This window comes from Pseudomonas sp. KH_050, from assembly GCF_057838875.1.
The window spans coordinates 3,379,746-3,400,114 of sequence record NZ_CM174478.1; the positions used below are offsets into that span (position 1 = coordinate 3,379,746).

At 58.4% G+C, this 20,369-nt stretch carries 16 protein-coding genes; 7 read left to right on the forward strand and 9 right to left on the reverse strand.

Annotation, left to right across the window (positions count from 1 at the left end; translation table 11 throughout):
- Nucleotides 1-170 precede the first annotated feature (170 nt).
- From AC3IUA_RS15485 to AC3IUA_RS15515, 7 genes are all read left to right on the forward strand, one after another.
- Nucleotides 171-2,261 carry an acetate--CoA ligase family protein gene (locus AC3IUA_RS15485; protein ID WP_489355071.1) on the forward strand — a complete coding sequence of 697 codons (2,091 nt, stop codon included), beginning with the start codon at nt 171-173 and terminating at the stop codon, nt 2,259-2,261.
- On the forward strand, nt 2,258-3,049 hold the full coding sequence (locus tag AC3IUA_RS15490) for an enoyl-CoA hydratase/isomerase family protein (protein ID WP_489355073.1): 792 nt from the start codon (nt 2,258-2,260) through the stop codon (nt 3,047-3,049). Before AC3IUA_RS15485 ends, AC3IUA_RS15490 begins: the two co-directional genes overlap by 4 nt.
- Nucleotides 3,046-4,485 carry an aldehyde dehydrogenase family protein gene (locus AC3IUA_RS15495; protein ID WP_489355075.1) on the forward strand — a complete coding sequence of 480 codons (1,440 nt, stop codon included), beginning with the start codon at nt 3,046-3,048 and terminating at the stop codon, nt 4,483-4,485. Before AC3IUA_RS15490 ends, AC3IUA_RS15495 begins: the two co-directional genes overlap by 4 nt.
- Complete coding sequence (locus AC3IUA_RS15500; RefSeq protein WP_489355077.1) at nt 4,482-5,303, forward strand: enoyl-CoA hydratase; 822 nt, start codon at nt 4,482-4,484, stop codon at nt 5,301-5,303. The genes AC3IUA_RS15495 and AC3IUA_RS15500 overlap by 4 nt, the downstream gene beginning before the upstream one ends.
- A 120-nt stretch (nt 5,304-5,423) precedes the next feature.
- Nucleotides 5,424-6,740, forward strand: a complete 1,317-nt coding sequence (locus AC3IUA_RS15505) for an MFS transporter (protein WP_489355079.1) — start codon at nt 5,424-5,426, stop codon at nt 6,738-6,740.
- Between the two features lie 388 nt (nt 6,741-7,128).
- On the forward strand, nt 7,129-7,518 hold the full coding sequence (locus tag AC3IUA_RS15510; RefSeq protein WP_489355081.1) for a GlcG/HbpS family heme-binding protein: 390 nt from the start codon (nt 7,129-7,131) through the stop codon (nt 7,516-7,518).
- 118 nt (nt 7,519-7,636) lie between these two features.
- Entirely contained in the window at nt 7,637-8,653 is a 1,017-nt protein-coding gene (locus tag AC3IUA_RS15515; RefSeq protein ID WP_489355083.1) for an aldo/keto reductase, read from the forward strand.
- A 197-nt stretch (nt 8,654-8,850) separates the two neighbouring features.
- Here AC3IUA_RS15515 and AC3IUA_RS15520 read toward each other — a convergent pair whose 3' ends face one another.
- From AC3IUA_RS15520 to AC3IUA_RS15560, 9 genes are all read right to left on the reverse strand, one after another.
- Nucleotides 8,851-10,209 (reverse strand): carbohydrate porin, encoded by a 1,359-nt coding sequence (locus AC3IUA_RS15520; RefSeq protein WP_489355085.1) that lies wholly within the window; start codon nt 10,207-10,209, stop codon nt 8,851-8,853.
- 133 nt (nt 10,210-10,342) lie between these two features.
- Entirely contained in the window at nt 10,343-11,272 is a 930-nt protein-coding gene (locus tag AC3IUA_RS15525) for an electron transfer flavoprotein subunit alpha/FixB family protein (protein WP_489355086.1), read from the reverse strand.
- Nucleotides 11,272-12,021 carry an electron transfer flavoprotein subunit beta/FixA family protein gene (locus AC3IUA_RS15530; protein WP_489355088.1) on the reverse strand — a complete coding sequence of 250 codons (750 nt, stop codon included), beginning with the start codon at nt 12,019-12,021 and terminating at the stop codon, nt 11,272-11,274. Before AC3IUA_RS15530 ends, AC3IUA_RS15525 begins: the two co-directional genes overlap by 1 nt.
- Before the next feature lie 113 nt (nt 12,022-12,134).
- Nucleotides 12,135-13,082, reverse strand: coding sequence for an ABC transporter permease (locus AC3IUA_RS15535; RefSeq protein ID WP_489355089.1), 948 nt, complete (start codon nt 13,080-13,082; stop codon nt 12,135-12,137).
- 12 nt (nt 13,083-13,094) lie between these two features.
- A complete protein-coding gene (locus AC3IUA_RS15540; RefSeq protein WP_489355091.1) occupies nt 13,095-14,597 on the reverse strand; it encodes a sugar ABC transporter ATP-binding protein in 1,503 nt (500 codons plus the stop codon).
- 9 nt (nt 14,598-14,606) lie between these two features.
- Entirely contained in the window at nt 14,607-15,590 is a 984-nt protein-coding gene (locus tag AC3IUA_RS15545) for an ABC transporter permease (protein ID WP_489355092.1), read from the reverse strand.
- A 59-nt stretch (nt 15,591-15,649) separates the two neighbouring features.
- Complete coding sequence (locus AC3IUA_RS15550; protein WP_489355094.1) at nt 15,650-16,753, reverse strand: sugar ABC transporter substrate-binding protein; 1,104 nt, start codon at nt 16,751-16,753, stop codon at nt 15,650-15,652.
- Nucleotides 16,754-16,945: 192 nt separating this feature from the next.
- Nucleotides 16,946-18,598, reverse strand: coding sequence for a GMC family oxidoreductase (locus AC3IUA_RS15555; RefSeq protein WP_489355095.1), 1,653 nt, complete (start codon nt 18,596-18,598; stop codon nt 16,946-16,948).
- 37 nt (nt 18,599-18,635) lie between these two features.
- Nucleotides 18,636-20,147, reverse strand: coding sequence for an aldehyde dehydrogenase family protein (locus AC3IUA_RS15560; RefSeq protein ID WP_489355097.1), 1,512 nt, complete (start codon nt 20,145-20,147; stop codon nt 18,636-18,638).
- Nucleotides 20,148-20,369: the final 222 nt, after the last annotated feature.

Consider the following 20,369-nt stretch of genomic DNA (forward strand, 5'->3'; position numbering starts at 1 on the left):
CGATGCCCTGCTCTCCACGCGGTTTCAGTCGTCAAACCATAAGTCATAGTTCACGACCAGGCCATCACTATTTGATGTATCTGATATCGCCTATATGACACTTCCAGATAGCCATAGGGCTCCCTAGACTCGAATCAGACCTGAAGCCAACCCTCAGAATCGAGAGCCCCATGGCCCATAACAATAAAATCGGATCGGCAGTTGTATCGCTGTTCGACCCATCCAGCGTCGCCATCATTGGTGCGTCGGACGATCCCAATAAAGTGGGCGGACGGCCCATTCACTACATGCGCAAGTTCGGTTACGCCGGCCGCATCTTGCCCATCAACCCTAAGCGCGAGTCGGTTCAAGGCATTCAGTGCTATCCCGATCTCGGCGCACTCGACGTTATCCCGCAGGCAGCAATCATCGCAGTCTCGGGCTTGGCGGCAGTGGAGGCTATCAAGGAGTGCGCGCGGCTTGGTGTCGCGACGGCAGTAGTAATGGCCTCAGGGTTTGCCGAGACCGGCGAAAGCGGCCGCCAGTTGCAGAATGACCTGGTGGAATTCGCCCGCTTGCATGGCATGCGATTGATCGGGCCCAACGCTCAAGGCTTCGCCAATTTCGCCAACGGCGCTGTGCTGAATTTCAGCACCATGTTCATGGAAGTGACGCCGGCGGACGGGCCCATCGCCATTGTCAGCCAAAGTGGTGCGGCAAGTGTGATGCCTTACGCGATGTTGCGTGAACAGGGCTATGGCGTCCGCTATCTGGCAGCCACCGGTAACGACGCGGATTTGGGGGTGTCGGAGCTGACTCGGCTACTCGTGGACGACCCGCAGATTCGCCTGATTCTGGTTTATGTAGAAACAGTCTCCAATCCGCAATTGCTTGCGCAGGCAGCACAAGTTGCCCGTCAAAATGGCAGTCACATTGTGCTGCTTAAAGGGGGTGTCAGCGATAAAGGCGCGGCAGCCGCAGCGTCCCACACTGGCGCGATGGTGGGTCAGGATGGGGCACTCGATGCCTTTCTCGAAAAACATGGCATCTGGCGTGCCCACGACATTCATGAGTTGGTTAACGCAGCACCGCTTTACCTGAATGGCTTTGCACCGGGTGCTGGCCGAACAGTTGTGATGAGCCACAGCGGCGCGGTAGGTGTGCTGTGCGCTGACGCCGCCGAGCGTGTCGGGCTGCCATTGACCGAACTGGCGGTACATACCCGAGAACGCCTGAAAGGCCTTATTCCCGACTTCGCCAGCGCTGCCAACCCACTGGATCTGACGGCCGCCCTGCTCGGCAACGGCGAGATGTTCCCGGCCGTTCTCGATGCCCTCGGCGAAGACCCGGAGGCCGACATGTTTCTCATCGGGATTCCCGTGGCGGGCCCAGGCTACGACGTACCGGGACTCGCCCGGACCACTGCGCGATTTATGCAGCGAACCGGCAAGCCAGTCATCATGACGGCGCCCCAGGCGGATGTCAGAGCGCATTTCCAGCAGGTGGGAGTACCGAGCTTTCGCAACGAAAGCGATGCGGTATCAGCGCTTCGTCAGTATGCCCGACATTGCCAATGGCGAGGTTTACCTCTGCCCGCCCCAACCGCCACAGCGCCGGCCCTGTACGCCGGCCTGCTTGACGAGGCCGACAGCCTGGCCTTGCTGGCGAACGCAGGCGTGCCGGTGGTCGAACACGTGGTGTGCCATGACCCCGAGAGCGCAGCGCGCATCGCTGCTGACCTCGATGGGCGCGTCGTCATCAAAGGTTGCGCCGCACAGGTGCCGCACAAGAGCGAGCATGGTTTGGTGCATCTCAATCTCGCCGATCCGCAGGCGGCTTTGGCCGCGGCGGTTCTCTGCCTGGGTGCATTGGACAAGCTGGGTGTTCCCCATGGGCGGCTGATCGTGGCCCGCTCAGTCAAGGGGCTGCATGAATTCATGCTGGGAGTCGTCGTAGATCCGCTGTTCGGACCGCTGGTCATGATCGGCGAAGGAGGCACCCTGGTCGAGATTCGCAAGGACACCGTTTCACTGCTCGCCCCGTTCACCGAGGCGCAGGCGCTGGAAGCGATCAGTCGACTGCGCATTGCCCCGGTACTCAAGGGTGCGCGCGGTCAGCCGCCACTCGACGCGCCGGCCCTGGCCCGGGCGGCAGTGGCGCTTGGCAACTTTGCCCTGCAACACCAAGCGAATCTGCTGAGCGTCGACGTCAATCCGGTGATGGTCATGGCCGAAGGGGTGGTGGCAGTCGACGCCGTTATTGAATTCCGGGAGGCACCATGAGCATCAGTCATATCGATACCCCGCGCAGTGTCCTGGTCGATATTGAGGATCAGGTTGCGTTAGTCACTCTCAATCGCCCTGCCAATCTGAATGCAGTCAATCACAGCCTGCGCAGCGCATTGATCGCTACGCTGGAGCAGCTCAATCAGGATCCGGCGGTAAAAGCAGTCGTACTGACCGGTGCCGGTGATCGAGCATTTTGTGCCGGCCAGGATCTGGAAGAAGCCAGCGCTGTCGACTGGAAGCAGATTGCCCCTTGGCTGAACGCGCAGCGCGCCATGTACCAGGCCGTACGCGACCTGGACAAACCCTGTGTGGTCGCCATCAACGGCGTGGCGGCCGGTGCGGGGATGCAATTGGCGCTGTGTGGCGACTGGCGTATCGCCGCACCTGATGCCCGGATTGGTCAACCGGAGGTAAAAGCCGGTCTGGCCAGCATCGTCGGATCCTACTTGTTGTCGCTGCACGTCAGCCTGACCCATAACACGCAGCTGTCTTTGTCGGGTGAACTGATCAATGGGCAGCGTGCTCATGAGATCGGGTTGGTGACGGAGCTGTACCCAGACGTTATCGGCGCCGCACTCGCTCGTGCTCGCTACCTCGCCAAACACCCTGCAACGGCCATCCGTTTATCCAAACAACGCTTGCGGGCGATCACCCAGCCGGGCTTCGACGACGCCTGTACGGCCGGCATTCGCGCTCAGCTTGAGTGCTACGCCAGCGGTGAACCGCAGACCTTGATGAGCGCGTTTATAGACGCGCGTGCACGCAAAGGAAATACGCCATGACTACCTATCAATATCACCTGATCAATGGAACCTGGACGGCGGCGCAATCAGCCGACAACACAAGGATCTACAACTCTGCAAGCGAAGCTGAGCTTGGGCAAGTGGTCCACGGCACAGCCGAAGAAATCAACCTTGCCGTTCAGGCTGCAAAAAGTGCCCTCGCCTCATGGTCAGCGTTACCGGTGAGCACAAGAGCTGACTACGTACGCGGTATCGCCGATCAATTGGAAGAACATATTGACCAGCTTGCGCAAGGGATCGCCGCGGAGGTCGGCATGCCGCTCAAGTTGTCACAACGGATACAGGTTCAGGCGCCGATCCTGGCATGGCGCGCAACCGCTGATCTCGCTGTCGAGTGCCTGGCAGACTCCTCGCTCGGACATTCCACCATCACTCATGTCCCGGTTGGCGTTGTCGGTGCAATCACACCATGGAACTACCCGCTGAACCAGATAACCGGCAAGGTCGCGGCAGCCTTGGTTGCAGGTTGCACCGTGGTACTCAAACCTTCGGAGCTGGCACCTTGTACGGCTCGCGCATTGGGTGAAGCTGCGCTGGCAGCCGGCCTGCCAAACGGCGTGCTGAATATTGTCATGGGGGATGCGGCTACCGGCCAAGCGCTCGTCGATCATCCCGATATCGCCTTGCTGTCCTTTACCGGCTCCACAGCAGTGGGCCGACGGATCGCAGCCTCGGCAGGTCAGGCGTTGAAACGTGTGGCCCTGGAACTGGGAGGCAAATCAGCCTGCATAGCTACCGCGGATGCCCCCGCCGAAAGCGTGGTTCGTCAGGTGGTCGGGTCGTGTTTTCTTAACTCGGGGCAATCATGCAACTCGCTGACCCGCTTGATCGTCCCTGTCGAGTTGTATGACACCTATCGCGCTTTGCTCGCTGACGCCGTGACACGCCTGACGCTAGGCGACCCCATGGACTCAACCACACGCATGGGCCCCTTGGTGTCAGCGGCGCATCGGGATCGTGTACACGCGATGATCACTGATAGCGAATCTCAAGGTTTCGACCTGATTGCCGGCGGCAGCCAAGCGGCAGTGCCTGCGAGCGGCTACTTCATCGCCCCGACGATTTTCGGTCGGGTTGCCCCTCGATCCGCGCTCGCGCAGCAAGAAGTTTTTGGCCCGGTGCTCAGCGTCATCACCTACGAAAGTGAACAGCAGGCCGTCGAAATTGCCAACGGCACGGCCTATGGCCTGGCCGCTGCAGTGTGGGCAGGCAGTACCGACCATGCGCTGATCCTCGCTCGTCAATTGCGTGCAGGTCAGGTCGACGTCAATGGCGCGCCATATAACCCGGCGGCACCCTTCGGCGGCTTCGGCGATTCGGGTCTGGGCCGTGAAGGCGGGACATACGGAATCGAGGAGTTTGTGGAGGTACGTGCCATTCAAATGCCCGTTGCAAGCACGAGGGAAAAATCATGACCTTTAAACAGATCGAACTGAGTCGCTTCGGGGCACAGGAACATGTCGCTCTGGTGACGCTGATGCGCCCGGACAAGATGAATGCGCTGACCAAGGTGATGGAGGCGGAACTGCGTGAAGCCTTCGCCCGGCTGGATCGTGACGACACTGTTCGCGTCATCGTGCTGACCGGCAACGGTCGAGCATTTTGCGCCGGCATGGACATCGATGAACTTGAGGTGCTGCCCCCCGACGACATCAGCGAGATGTCCTGGATGCGCCCTTATGACATGAACCGTCGTGCCGACTATCAGAGCCGCTATTCGTACTTTCCCGGGGTTCGCAAACCCATCATCAGCGCGATCAACGGCGCCGCAGCGGGATTGGGACTGGTGCTGGCGCTGTACAGCGACATGCGCTTCGCCAGTGAGTCGGCGGTATTCTCCACTGCCTTCGCCAAACGCGGGCTGATTGCAGAGCATGGTATTGCCTATCTGCTGCCGCGCATTGTCGGGCCAGGCCATGCTGCTGACTTGCTGTTCTCTTCACGTAAGGTCTCGGCGCAAGAAGCATTGAGCATGGGGTTGGTCGAACGCCTGTTTTCGGCAGAAACCCTGCTGGATCAGGCGCTTAAATACGCCGAAGAGCTGGCCCTCACTGTATCGCCTCGCTCTGTGCGAGTCATCAAACAGCAGTTAGGTGAATCCCCGTTCCAGACACTCACGCAATCCATTGCGCTGGCCAACCGCGAGATGTTTCTGAGTATTCAGAGCGATGACTTCAAGGAAGGTGTGGCGCACTTCATAGAACGACGACCGGCGCGCTTCAGCGGCAGCTGATTATCCCGAAAGCCTTCAGAACTGCCACAATCGCCAACGGATAATCCCTTCGACTGTTCCGCTGGCGATCACAGGGCATTGATATCACGAGCACTCCATAAAAATAACAAGGAGTCAGCGATGACTATTCTCAATACAGCAGAGCAACACCCCGGCGTGCAGAGCCCTGCCCTCGCCGAATCGACGTTCAAGAAAATAATGTGGCGATTCATGCCCTTGTTGTTTCTTTGCTACGTAGTCAGTTACCTGGACAGGATCAACGTCGGCTTCGCCAAGCTGACCATGCTCAACGACCTGTCCTTCAGCAATGCGGTATATGGCCTCGGTGCCGGTGTTTTCTTCATTGGCTACTTCTTCGCCGAGGTGCCCAGTAACATGATCCTGCACCGCATGGGAGCGCGACGCTGGATCGCTCGTATCATGATCACCTGGTCGCTGATTTCGGCGGCTACCGCGCTGGTTCAGACTCCGATGCAGTTCTACATAGCGCGATTTTTCCTGGGCATTGCAGAAGCAGGCTTTTTCCCGGGCATCGTGCTCTACCTCACCCTTTGGTTTCCGGCCCATCGACGGGGCAAGATGGTCGCGCTGTTGATGGCGGGCAATCCGGTCTCCGGAATTCTCAGCGGCCTGGTATCGGGCTATATCCTGCACACCATGAACGCCGTGTATGGTCTGGCGGGCTGGCAATGGCTATTCATCATCGAAGCCGCGCCCGCACTGATACTGGGCATTGTTGTGCTGTTCTTTCTCACCGACAAAGTCGACGACGCTAATTGGCTGAGCGAAGAGGAAAGGACATTGGTAGCCGAAGAGATCAGAAACGACAACGCCACCAAGACCCACAGTTCTGTGCGTCAAGGATTACTGGGTGGCCGGGTGTGGCTGATGTGCGCCATTCTGTTTTTGTTGGTCATGGGCACCAGCACCATCGGCTTCTGGCTGCCCAGTATCATCAGCAACTCGGGTATCGCTGACCCCAGGATGATCGGGGCCATTTCGGCAGTGCCTTATCTGGCAGCATTGCTCGGCATGTATCTGGCTGGCAAAAGCTCTGACCGCCATCGTGAGCGCCGTTGGCATGCCGTCATCCCGCTGCTGGTGGCGGTACCGGGTTTTCTTATCTGCGCGTTCTTCCCGTCAACCCCGTGGTTGGCCATTACTGGCCTGATCATCGCCACCGGCGGGATCATCACTTCACTGCCAATGTTCTGGGCGCTTCCAACGTCTTTTCTGGGCGGTGCGGGGGCCGCAGCAGGAATCGCTCTGATCAACTCCACGGGCAATCTGGCTAGCTTCGCCGGCCCTGCCTTACTGGGTACCCTGAAGGATCTGACTCAATCAATGACCACCGGGCTGGTCATCGTCGCCGGCTGCGTATTCATGTCGGCAATGATCATTCTGGTGTTTGTTCCCAAAAAGCTGGTCAATCGATGAGTCTCAAACTTCGCTGATGAAACAGTTGCAGCTCCTGAGATTCCACCTGTCAGGAGCTGCACTGACAGACCGTTCCCGGCAATCAAACCCGGGGAGTCAGTTTCGCAAATGAAAAAGCCGGCTTGTGAATTCTCCAAAGGCCTCCATCGCTGCTTCGCTTTTAGCGTTCATCGAACCTGCAAAGACGCGTTCTCTGCAACGTTTTCTGCGGGCACGCTGTGCGCTTCCATGGAGCAATCGCTACGCCGAACGGCCAGTGCATGCCGGTAGACGGGCTAAATATTCGACATCATCAAACTTTCCCCCCCAAACGCCTTTACCACCTTCACGCAAGCATAAAGCCCCCGGATGATCAGGGCTCCTAACCTTTAGAATCAAGGAACCAAACATGCTGGATCAACAGTCTCAGGAAATTGTAAGCCGCGCGATATCGCTGGCGAACGAGCAAGGTTTCGCAATTTGCATCAGCGTGGTCGACGATGCGGGCCTTCTTCGGGCCTTCCTGCGTATGGATGACGCCATACCCGGCGCAATAGAGGTCGCAATCAAGAAGGCCCGCACCGCGGCGCTGTTTCGTACCGACAGCGCTGAAATTGGTGCGCGGGCTCAGCCAGGCGGTGATATCTACACCCTGGAGGGCACCAATGGCGGGCTGATCAGCTTCGGTGGCGGAATTGTCCTGCACGACTCCCACGGCAAGGTCATAGGGGGACTCGGGATCTCAGGTGCGACGGTCGAGGCGGATCAGGACATTGCCCTGCGAGCCGGACGACCATGAGTTCTCTGAAGCGACAGCCCATCTGCCGGTAAAAGAATTCACGAAGGAATGCAGATGGCCAACGACAGTGCGTTGGCCACAATGAAATTCAAACAGTTATCTACTTGAGGAGTAACTCATGCAGCCGTCAACAAAAAGAAAACTCGGCCGAGTGAACCTGGATGTGTCCAATTTTGCCTTTGGGACCTCCCCCGTCGGCAACCTGTTTCGTCCCACCGACGAAGCCACTTCAGATGCGATGTTCCAGCGTGCCTGGGACGGTGGCGTCCGCCTCTTCGACACAGCCCCCATGTATGGACACGGTCTGGCCGAACTGCGCACTGGACACTCATTGCGCTGGAAGAATCGCGATGAGTTCGTGATCTCCTCCAAGGTCGGGCGCATTCTCAAGGCCAAGCCCCGTTCGCAAATCGACTTCAGTCCCTGGAGCAACGCTGCCCCAAACGAAATGACCTTCGACTACAGCTATGACGGCACCATGCGGTCGTTCGAAGATTCTCTCCAAAGGTTGGCTCTGGAGCGAATAGACATTTGTTTCATCCACGATATCGACATCTTCACTCGTGGATCGGAACAACCGCAGGTATTCAAGCAAGCCATGGACGGCGCCTGGCGAGCCCTCTCGCGGCTGCGCGACGAAGGCGTGGTGAAAGCGATCGGCATTGGGGTAAACGAATGGCAAGTCTGCCATGAAGCCCTGAAACAGCGGGATTTCGACTGCTTCCTGCTGGCCGGCCGCTACACGCTGCTCGAGCAGGATTCACTGGATGCGTTCTTGCCGCTCTGCGAAGAACGGGGCGCCGCCGTGTTGATCGGTGGGGGATTCAATTCAGGGATACTGGCCACTGGAGCCATCGAAGGCGCTCGATATAACTATGCGCCAGCCCCGGCCCACATCCTGGAAAGGGTTCGCGCAATTGAATTGATCTGTAAGGAGTATGGAGTCCCTCTACCGGCCGCGGCCATGCAATTTGTAGTCGCTCACCCGGCTATTCCCTCATTCGTGGCAGGCACTCGAACTGTGGAACAATTGGATAAAAATCTTGAGTGGTTCAGTCATCCCATCCCTGTCGAGTTTTGGCAAGCACTGAAGCGTAAAGGGCTGCTGAGGGAAGACGCTCCAACCCCAAGCTGATATCCGGGGGCTTAACAGGTGCAAGGGCTGGTTTTCCTGACTACGCCCTTGCACAACCCAGCGGGGTCGACCTTGAACGAGCCCGTCTGTGAGACGTGACCCAGGCGCTTGACGATAAAGCCACGACGTACTCGTCATGGCTCCAGAACGACGGGCCCACACTCTCCAGTGCGGGCCTCACGGATCAAGCCAAACCGTTAAAAAACGGTCTGAATTTTTACCCCCGCCACCCAGGCATTGTCGACCTCGCTGACTCCCCCCGGATGGCGTACGTATTGAATATTGGGTCGGATGATCAACCACTTTGTCGCGTGGACGCCATAGTACAACTCGGCGTCATATTCGTTGCCTTGCACAGGTTGATAGGCAGGATTGTCGTAGTCCGTCTGGTTGTTGGCCAGGTTGATCGCTTTTTGATTGTTGCGATAACGCGAGTTGGTACTGATGCGCGCCACGCCGAAGCCGATATCGTCCTGGGGACGGGCATCGAATAAGCCTTTGTAAGTCAACCCTGCCTGAATAAAGTGCCCGACCTGACTGGTTTCCCGGTCCTGCACCGTTACGTTGGCGAACAGCGACAAGCCGCGCGCGGGATCACCGTCATGAGCGCTCACCTGCTGCTGGGCTACCAGCCAGTAACCGTATTTGCTGTCGCGTGAAACCAGCTCGCTGCCGACGTCACCGGGTACTTCACGGCTTTCTACGTCGGTGGCATCGGCCGTACTGTAATAAGCGCCGATCCGGTATTCGCCCGGCAGTGAGTTCACGGTCGGCGTCCACAGCAGCTCCACCGGCATGATCAAACCTTTACCGCCACTCATGTTCAGTTTGAAGCCGTTGTTGTCTTCCAACAGCGACGGGTTGTGTTCGTAGGCCCCCACCTGCACGAACACGTGCGGTGCCAGTTCGTACTTGACCCTTGCAGCCCATTGCGAGATCGGCCAGTTGAACCAGATTCCGCTGCCAGCCCAGTTGCCCATTTGTGAGCCGCATAACGCCAGGTTCTGGAAGTCGCAGGGAAAACTGTTGAAGTCTTCGCCTTCACCGAAACGCCCGAATTTGACGTTGAGCTTCTGGTCGAGGTACGACTGGCTGATCCACATCTGCGTCAATCGCCACGTCTGCCCTCGCCCCCAGACTTCCTGGGTCGACGAATACATCGGCGCACGTGGGTCGCTGATACGGTCATTGGTGATGTTGCGACCTTCGCGTTCGGTGATGGCTAACTTGAACATTGCATCGTGCCAACCGAGAATCTTCTGTAAGTCCAGCTGCGCACCCAAAGTGAATTGCCCGCTCCAGCGTGCTGTTCGATCCTGGTCATAACCGCCGTGAGCGTTGTAACCAAGTTCCCCGATATAATCGAGAGTGAAGTTGTAACCCTTCTCCAGAAGTTCGCTGCGCGTACCGCCCCAATCGCCGGTCATGCCCGGCGCATCTTTGTCGAAAAGCCCCGCCGCCATGACCTGGCTGGCACCTGAGAGTGCCGAGCCAGCAGCGATAAAACCAGTAATGAAGGCGCAGGAAAGCCTTGCGCGCGAATGAGCGTTATACATTTTGTGGCGACCTCTGTTGTTATTAATATGAGTCTTGAGCGCACAACCCTTCGATCACGGCATGCTTGAGTACATGCCGCGTCGATTCACTGACAGCGTTTAAATCAATGCTTGAATGAGGTTCCAGCTGCCCTTACAGCGAAGACTGAAGCTGCGGTAATGCCTCGAACAAGTCCGCCACCAGGCCGTAATCCGCCACCTGGAAGATCGGCGCTTCTTCGTCCTTGTTGATCGCCACGATCACCTTGGAGTCCTTCATACCGGCCAGGTGCTGGATCGCGCCGGAGATACCGACCGCGATGTACAGCTGTGGCGCAACAATCTTGCCGGTCTGGCCGACCTGCATGTCGTTGGGGACGAAACCGGCGTCGACCGCCGCACGCGAGGCACCCACGCCGGCGCCGAGCTTGTCGGCCAGGGTGTACAGGTGCTTGAAGTTGTCGCCGTTCTGCATGCCGCGACCACCGGAAACGACGATACTGGCAGCGGTCAGTTCGGGACGATCGGACTTGGCCAGTACCTCAAAGACGAAGCTGGAAGTACCCGCGTCGTAAACAGCCGCGACCGCTTCAACGGCCGCCGAACCACCAACAGCGGCCACCGGGTCGAAGGCGGTGGCACGCACGGTGATCACTTTCACGGCCGCCGAAGATTGCACGGTAGCGATAGCGTTACCGGCATAGATCGGACGCTTGAAGGTGTCAGCGCTTTGCACCGAGATGATCTCGGAGATCTGGTCAACGTCAAGCTGCGCTGCGACGCGTGGCAGGATGTTTTTGCCGTTGGAGGTCGCAGCAGCCAGGATGTGGCGGTAGCCAGCGCCCAACCCGGCAACCAATGGCGCCACGTTTTCCGGCAACTGGTGAGCGTAGGCAGCGTTGTCGGCTACCAGCACTTTGGCCACGCCAGCGATGTTCGCCGCGGCTTCAGCCACCGCGCCGACAAATGCGCCGACCACCAGAACATGGATATCACCACCGATTTTGGCAGCGGCAGCCACGGTATTCAGTGTGGCCGGAGCCAGCACTTTGTTGTCGTGCTCAGCGATTACCAGAATACTCATCAGATCACCTTCGCTTCGTTTTTCAGTTTCTCGACCAGTTCAGCCACCGACTTGACCTTGATACCGGCGCTGCGGGTAGCCGGCGCTTCGACTTTCAGGGTCTTGTTGGTGGAGGCGGTGCAAATGCCCAAAGCATCTGCAGTCACTACTTCGAGAGGCTTCTTCTTGGCTTTCATGATGTTTGGCAGGGACGCGTAGCGCGGCTCGTTCAAACGCAGGTCGGTGGTGACGATGGCCGGCAGTTTCAGGGAAACTGTCTGCGCGCCGCCGTCGATTTCGCGGGTCACGGCAACGCTGTCGCCGCTGACTTCGACGTTCGAGGCGAAGGTGCCCTGACCGTAGCCGGTCAGCGCGGCGAGCATCTGGCCGGTCTGGTTGTTGTCGCTGTCGATGGCTTGTTTGCCAAGGATCACCAGCGAAGGCTGTTCCTTGTCGACCACCGCCTTGAGCAACCTGGCCACGGCCAGGGAGTTCAATTCATCAGCGGATTCGACGAGGATGGCGCGGTCGGCACCCAGCGCCAGGGCGGTACGCAGCTGCTCTTGAGCAGTGGACGGACCGATCGACACCACGACGATTTCAGTCGCCACACCTTGCTCTTTCAGGCGCACCGCTTCTTCCACGGCGATTTCGCAGAACGGGTTCATCGACATCTTGACGTTAGCGAGGTCGACGCCGGAGTTGTCCGCTTTGACGCGAACCTTGACGTTGTAGTCGACCACCCGTTTGATTGACACGAGAAGTTTCATTGTTGTTTTCCACCGTTTTGTACATGATCAGTTTCAAGGCCGGATACCGTCGCAGATAATCAGCGAACGCCCGGTCGTACCGGGCCATGTTGTCCGCGTCGGCGGGCGATGTATTACTTGACGACCGGAATCTTCGAACGATCGATGGTGAAGGCCACGGCGATGATCAAAATCACGCCGAAAACAATCTGCTGAGCGAACACACTGACGCCGACGAACGTCATGCCGATCCGCACCACGGAAACCAGTAGCGCGCCGATCAGCGTTCGCCAGACACCACCCACACCACCGGTCAATGCCGTGCCCCCTACCAGTACCGCAGCGATTGCCGGTAGCAGGAACTCATTGGCCAACGTTGGCGAACCGCTGGACAGCCTCCCGGCCATGATGATTCCGGACAACGCCGCCAGACCCGCCGAGACGACGAAGGTCATGATCTTGATCCGGTTAACGTTGATACCCGACGCCCAGGCAGCAGACTCGCCGGACCCGATGGCATTGCTGAAACGCCCGAAGGGTGTCTTGCGGTGCAGGAAAATGCACAACATCAGCACCATAAAAGCCACGCACACTTCATTGGGTATGCCAGCTGTCTGTCCGGTGACCCAACCAAACCAGGCATCACGTTCTGCGCCATCGATATTGATCGTCCGGTTGCCTGACGCGAGCATGGTGATGCTGGTAACGACCCCGCCAATCGCCAGGGTGACGATGAACGAGGGAATTCGCAGCCATGTGTGCAGCAGTCCGTTGAGTGCACCGGCGGCGATTCCCAGGCCCAGGCCAATCGGAAAAGCCCAGAATCCGTATGCCGGCAAAAGCAGCGCGACGATCACGCTGGCCATGGACGCCACGGCCTGGGATGACAGGTCGATACCACCAATCAGCAACACAAAGGTGATACCGGTTGCCATCACAAACAGTGTCGAGGTGTCGGCCAGCAGGCCTAGAATAGCGCTGGGCTGAATGAAACCGGGGTCATACCCGGCGATCAGTGCAATCAGGACAATCAAGGCAAGCAACGGCGCCTGACTGCGAAATCCGCTAAGGGAAATTGGCATTTTTGTGCTCTCTCAAACCATGTACTTGATCAGGTCTACCTGCTGCGGCTTGGCACCGGGCAAGCAGTCGAAGGACTGAACGACTTCACCGTCACGCATGACCAGAATGCGGTGACTCAAGCCAATCATTTCCTCCAGGGTATCGGCGGTCAGAATCACCGATACACCCTGGCGAGTGATCTCACGGATCAACTGGTAAACGTCCTCCTTGGCGCCCACATCCAGCCCGCGAGTCGGGTGATCGAGAATCAGAATCATCGAGCCTGCATTGCGCCACTTGGCCAACACCACTTTCTGCTGGTTGCCACCACTGAGGTTGAGCAGCAACGCATCCGGACCTGGGGTTTTGATGCTCAGGCGCTTGATCCAGTCTTCGGCAATCGAGCGCTCCTTGCGCTCGTCGAGCAGGCCAAACGAGGTCACTTGGCCGATGCGCGCCAAGGTCATGTTCTGCGCCACGCTTAACATCGAAACGATGCCTTCGACCTTGCGCTCGCGGGGGATGTAACCGATCCCGGCGCGAATCGCCGGCCCGGGACCCGCCCCTTCCAGTCGCCGGCCATTGACCTGGACCTCACCGCCACTTTTGGCCATCAAGCCTGCCAGGACCCGGCACAATTCTTCACGACCGGAACCAATGACCCCGGCAATACCAAGGATTTCACCGCGATGCAGATCAAAGTCCAGGCTGGAAAAACTTCCGTCCAGCGCCAGTTCGCGAGCCGACATCACCACGTCAGGCAAACACGGCTGCTGGAGGGATTCGCGGTAGTACTCAGCGTGTAGCGAGCGGCCGACCATCAAGGTGTGCAAACGGTCTTTCGAGGCCTCGGCAGCGGGCATTTCGGCCACCACTTCACCGTCCTTCATCACATACACCCGATCGCTGAGGTCGAGCAACTCGTCCAGCCGATGGGACACAAAGATGAACGAGGCACGGGATTTGAGTTGCCGCACCAGGCGGAACAAGGTGTCGATTTCCCGTTGTTCGAGTGCCGAAGTCGGTTCATCCAGGAGAATGACCAAATGCCCGTCAGTGCGTTCTTCCAGCGCCAGGGCTTTGACCAGTTCAATCATTTGCCGCTGGCCGAAGCTCAACTCACTGCACAGCAGGCCCGGGTCGATATCCAGATTGACTTTGGCCAGTTGCAGCCGTGCAGCGCTGTGAAGCTTTTTCCAGTTCAGGCAACCGAAACGCGAGAACTCGTCTTCGCGGCCCATGAACAGGTTTTCAGCGACCGACAGGTTGAGCAGAATCGATTGCTCCTGGTACACCATCGCGATGCCATTCGCCGTTGCTCCTCGCGGTCCGTCGAGCACGATCGGCGAACCATCGAGCTCCAGATGCCCTTCATCGGGTTGGTAGACCCCCGTGAGGATCTTCATCAGCGTCGATTTGCCTGCGCCGTTTTCGCCGATCAGCCCGATTACTTCGTGCTTGCGAACTTCAAGGGAGATGTTCTTCAGCACCGTGATGCCATTGAACCGCTTACTGACATTATTGAGCGTGAGCATGGGGCCTCCTCACTTGACGACCCGTGCTTTCGCACGGTCGAGGGCGATAGCGACAGCGGCGATAATCAGCACGCCCTGAACACCTTGCTGGACGTAAGGCGCGATACCCATCAGCACCATGCCGTTGCTCACCACCACCACGATTAACACGCCCAACAAGGTCCCCAACGGGCTGCCATTGCCACCCGCCAATGAGGCTCCCCCGACAACGATCGCGGTGATCGCCGTAAACAGTTGGCCTTGCACAATCAACGCATGCCCTTGCCCGAACTGGGCCACGGCGAGGATGGCCGCGAGCCCGTAGAAGGCACCGGCCAGAGCGAAAATGCTGATGCGTGTGCGGTTGACGTTGACGCCGTTCAGTCGCGCCAGGTCTTCCCCGCCGCCGATGGCCAGTGCATGGCGTCCCAGCACGGTATGCCGAGAGACGAAGTGGGCAACACCGAGCGCCAGCACCACCAGCCAGACCGACAAAGGCAAGCCCATCAAGCGATGCAGGGCGATCGCCCGGATACTCGTATCGAGCACCCGCACGGTGTTGCCTTCAAGTAATGCAGTTGCCAGACCAATACCGACAAAGCCGATACCCAGCGTGGCCATGAACGAAGGGATTCGCAGTTTGACTTGCAACAGTCCGTTGATCAGACCGGCCAATGCACCGACCAGGATCGCTATGGGTAAGGCCCACAGGCCAATGGCATGGCTATTGAAGGTGTTGCCGATCAGCAAGGCAAAACACACTGCCGCGACCGCGACCACCCCTTCTACGGAAAGATCGATGCTTCCCATCTGGATCACGAACATTCCACCCAATGCCATCAGCAGCGGGATCGAAGACGTGGTGGCGATTCGCGCCAGGTTCATCGGGTCAAAGAAACTGGGATTGACCGAACCAATGAGCAAGCCGATGAGCAGCAGAACAATAAGCGATGAAAACCGTCGCAGGCGGGCCATGACGATAACTCCGGAAACAGGCATTAAAAAAACGTTCATGCGCCACCGCCCCTCAGGGCCGAGGGGCAGCAGAAACAGGAAAGACCGTGACTGAGCGATTACGAGTTGTAGCGAATAGGCCCGGCAATGCGTCCCCAGAAATCAGTGACATCTACTGCCTGCGTCGCTTTGATATGGGTCGCGTAAAACGCTTCGACGTTATTTTTCGTGATCAACTGCGGACGAACATAGAACTCGCGATGCTCGTGAGGCTCTTTGGCCGGATCCAGCCGGCCCGTTTTGGCCGCATGCGCCAATGCCAGCCCCATGCTGCCGAGCCAGTTCGGATCCAGGCTGCTAGTCGCGATGTATTCACCGGCGCGAATGGCTTCAACCGCCTGTTCGATAGCATCGATACCGACCACCGGAATCGCACCCGCCAACCCTTCGCCGCGCAACGCTTCAAGCGCGCCCATGCCCATGTCGTCATTGGCGCACCAGATGCCTTTGATCTCGCTGCCAAAACGCGTCAGCCAGGACTGTACGATCGGGAACGCTTTGTTTGCGCTCCAGTCGGCCGCCTGGAAATCCAGCAGCTTGATGTCCGGGTATTTTTTCAATGCGGCGTCCAGACCGCTGCGGCGCCCGATTGATGCAACGTTGCTGAAGATACCGCCCAACGCGACAATGCCGCCCTTGCCACCCATCGCCTCGAACAGCTCGGTGGCTACCGCTTCACCCACGGCTTGGCCATCCTCGGCAATGTGCGCCACCCAATACGGGCTGTAGTCCCAAGGATGCATATCATCCGGTTTGTTCCAGATAGTGGTGACGTACACGCCAGCCTTGACGCATTGCTCGATGATCACCCGGGCATCGGCCGAATCGTTCGGTTCGACGTTGAGGATCAGGTTGCCGTTGGTCTTGGCAATCAACGCGCGAATGTCGGCAATGCCCTTCTGGCTGTTGCCTTCGGTCACCAACGGGGAATACGGCAGCGTCTGACTGGCGGCATAGGTTTCACCGCCACGATTGAAAGTCGCATGGTAGGGGTTTGTCAGCGAACGGAAGGAATTGGAAAACGTCAGCGGCGCCTGCGCCCACAGCAGGGTGGGAAACAAACTTGCCACCGCACCGGCTCCAGCCAGACTGGCGGCGCCGATCAGCAGCTTGCGACGGCTCATCTCGAGGAGCCGGCCTGGATCATTTTCATTGTTATTCATGTGACCTCCGGGTGCGCAGCACCGGGTGATTAACGCTTTATTGTAGTTTTTAGTAACCAACTAGTTATTTATAAAACTATTGCAGCGAGGATGCAATCCTTAGCGGTTGGGCAGGCAAAAAAATTTACAGAGGGTCGGTAATGGCGAGTTTCCTGCGCATCGAAAAGCTATCGATGCGCAGGAACCCGAGCCTTACACGGTTTGATCGAGGGATTGACGACCGGTACTGGTCTGCACTTCAGAAGGCGCCAAGGTGCGCCCCAACAGCAGGTCGGCGCCTTTCTCGGCAATCATGATCGAGGGGGCATTGGTGTTGGCGCTGATCAGTCGTGGCATCACTGAAGAGTCGATGACACGCAGCCGTTGTACACCTCGAACGCGCAGTTGCGGGTCGACCACAGCCATGTCGTCGACCCCCATCTTGCACGTCCCGACCGGGTGATAACCGGTTCGGCCACAGCGCCGCGCATAGTCCTCATAGTCCGCCTGGGTGCGCACACTGGTGCCAGGAAAATGCTCGGACTTGAGGTAGCGGCTCAGAGAGTGCTGCGCCATGATTTCACGGCTCAGCTTGATGCCTTCCACCGAAATATGCAGGTCATAAGGGTCGCTGATGTAGTTGGGGTCGATCGAGGGCGGTTGCAGCGGATCGGCGCTGCGCAACCTGACACTGCCGCGACTGCGGGGACGCAGGAAGTAGGAGTTGAGCGTACAACCGGAACCCGAAGGAACCGGCGGTATACCCGCCTCGACACCCGCCCCCGGCAAAAAGTGAAATTGCAGATCGGGCGTGCTGGAACGCGAGTCGCCGTACCAGAAAGCCCCTGCCTCGGCGATGTTCGAGGTCACTGGACCTTTGTTGAACAGCTTATATTCCAGCCCGGCCATCAGCATCATGTGCGGTTTGGCGTACTTGTCCAGACTCTGCGAACCCTTGAGCTCATAGACGATATCGATGTCGAAATGGTCTTGCAGGTTCTGCCCGACACCCGGCAAATCCTGCTGGACGGTAATACCCAGACCAGCCAGCTCCTGACTCGGGCCGATACCCGACAGCATCAGAATCTTTGGTGAGCCTATGGCGCCCGCCGCGACCACTACTTCGCGCTCGGCCGCGGCGAATTTCACCTCCCGTGAACCGCGGCCCTGAACATACTCCACACCGGTGGCCTGACCGTCTTCGATACGAATCCGCGTCACAAGGCATTCGGTCTGGATGGTCAGATTGGGTCGATTGCGAATCTTGCTCAAATAACCCTGTGCCGCGCTGCAACGGCGTCCGCCACGCTGAGTCACTTGATACGCGCCGCAGCCTTCTTGCCGGGCACCATTGAAGTCGGCGTTATACGGAATGCCCGCTTCCTGTGCGGAACGGATGAATGCCTTGGTCACTTCGTTGACACTGATCAGGTCGCAAACACCCAAGGGGCCGTCGGTGCCATGGTACTCATTGGAGAGTCGCTCGTTGTCCTCCGCCTTGCGAAAGTACGGCAGCACATCGCGATAAGACCAGCCGCGACACCCCTCCTCCTGCTCCCAATCGTCATAGTCTTTGGCGTTGCCGCGGGTGTAGACCATCGCATTGATCGAACCGCCTCCGCCCAGGACCCGGCCTTGAGGGAAGAGGATCGAGCGATTCTGGATATCACCCTGGGCCACCGTGTCATAACCCCAGGTCAAGGGCCCACCGGTCATCTTGAAAAAACCGACCGGCATATGAATGTAAGGGTTGGTATCGGCAGGCCCGGCTTCAAGCAGCAGTACTCGGACATCGGCCGGCTCGCTCAGCCGCGCGGCCAGTACACAACCGGCCGAACCGCCGCCGATAATGACGAAATCGTACATTTTGTTGTCTCCTGTCTTATTTTTGTACTGGCGCGGTTCAGACTTGAACCCAACGGGGGCGCTCGCCCAGCTGCACATGGACAGATTTAAGCTCAGTGTATTCCTCAACCCCGTAGCGTCCGGTTTCACGCCCGATACCTGACTGTTTGAAGCCACCGGACGGCAGTTCCGGGCCACCGGCAATGGTGGTATTGACCCAAACCCGACCGGCCTTGATTTGCCGTATCGCTTGCAATGAAGTTTCCAGATCACGACTCCAGATACTCGCGGCCAGGCCGAACGGTGTGTCGTTGGCCAGGCGCATGGCTTCATCGAAATCGTCAAAGGCACTAATGGTCAGCACCGGACCAAATATCTCTTCGCGGGCGATGACCATGTCCGGAGTCACCTGACTGAAGACCGTCGGCTGCAGGTAAAAGCCTTGCGCTGAATCGATCCGGCTTCCGCCCTGAACCAGCACTGCGCCCTCTTTGCGGCCTTGCTCGATGTAACCCAGGATTCGCTCCAGGTGACGTTGTTCAGTGATCGAACCGACCTGGGTCAACTCTTCAAGCGGGTCGCCGATCCGTACTTTTTCGATAAGCACAAGGATTTTTTGGGTCAATTGCTGTTCGACAGAACGATGCACCAACAACCGGCTGCCACTGACGCAGCATTGCCCGGCATTGAAACAAATACCAAAAACAATGGCATCGGCCGCGGCGTCCAGGTCAGCATCGGCGAAGACGATCTGCGGGTTTTTGCCGCCCAGTTCCAGACCGATTTTCTTCATATTACCCGCAGCGGCGGCCATGGTCAGGCGACCGACTTCAGTGGAGCCTGTAAAGGACACCATATCGATGTCCGCATGCTCGGAAATCGCCTGGCCAACCACCGACCCCGGCCCGGTCAGCACATTCACCACGCCGTCGGGCAAGCCGGCCTGCTTCAGTAGCCCGGCCAGCATCAAGGTGGTGCCGGAAGTCAGTTCGCTGGGTTTTACCACCACGGTGCAGCCCGAGGCGAGAATGAATGGCAAGCGCTCTGCGAGAATGAAGAACGGAAAATTCCACGGTGTGATCAGCCCCACCACACCCACCGGCTCGCGCGTCACCAGCCCGAGGAGGCTGTCGCCCAGATTGTTGAACGAATCACCGTGCAGCGCCCTCGCCTGGCCTGCGGCATATTCCCAGATACCCGCGGCGCCGAGCACTTCACCACGAGACTGGCTGATCGGCTTTCCGGTTTCGAGGGTTTCGCAAAGCGCCAATTCTTCACAGTTCTGGCGAATCAAGGCGGCTGTTTGCAGCAGCACACCGGCACGAAAGTCCGCTGCGGACCTGGCCCATTGCCCGTGGTCGAAGGCCCGGCGGGCCGCTGCCACCGCCTGATCGACATCTGCCACGCCACCCGATGGATAGAGGCTCACCGGTACGTTGTGGGCCGGGCTCAAGCGCGTCACCTGCTTGACCGCCGAACCCCGGGTCCATTGCCCGTCGATGAACATGTCGAAGTGTCGCGGCTGCGCCGGCAGTTGATTGATCCGGGTGTTGCCATTGTTGTTCTTCACAAAAACTTCCTCTGCACAACGTTTCATTCAGGCAACCGATGCTCGGATACTCAGAGCGAATGGCCTACCCGTCAAAGTATATAACTAACCAGTTGTTTACATGCAAGCGTCAGGATAAGCTTTATTTGTCAGCCGCATGCCCCCGCGGCTAAGCTCATCGCCCATAACGCTGGCGGTAATCCATTTCAGCGTTATGAGGAACAGTACCTATGCTCTGGAGAG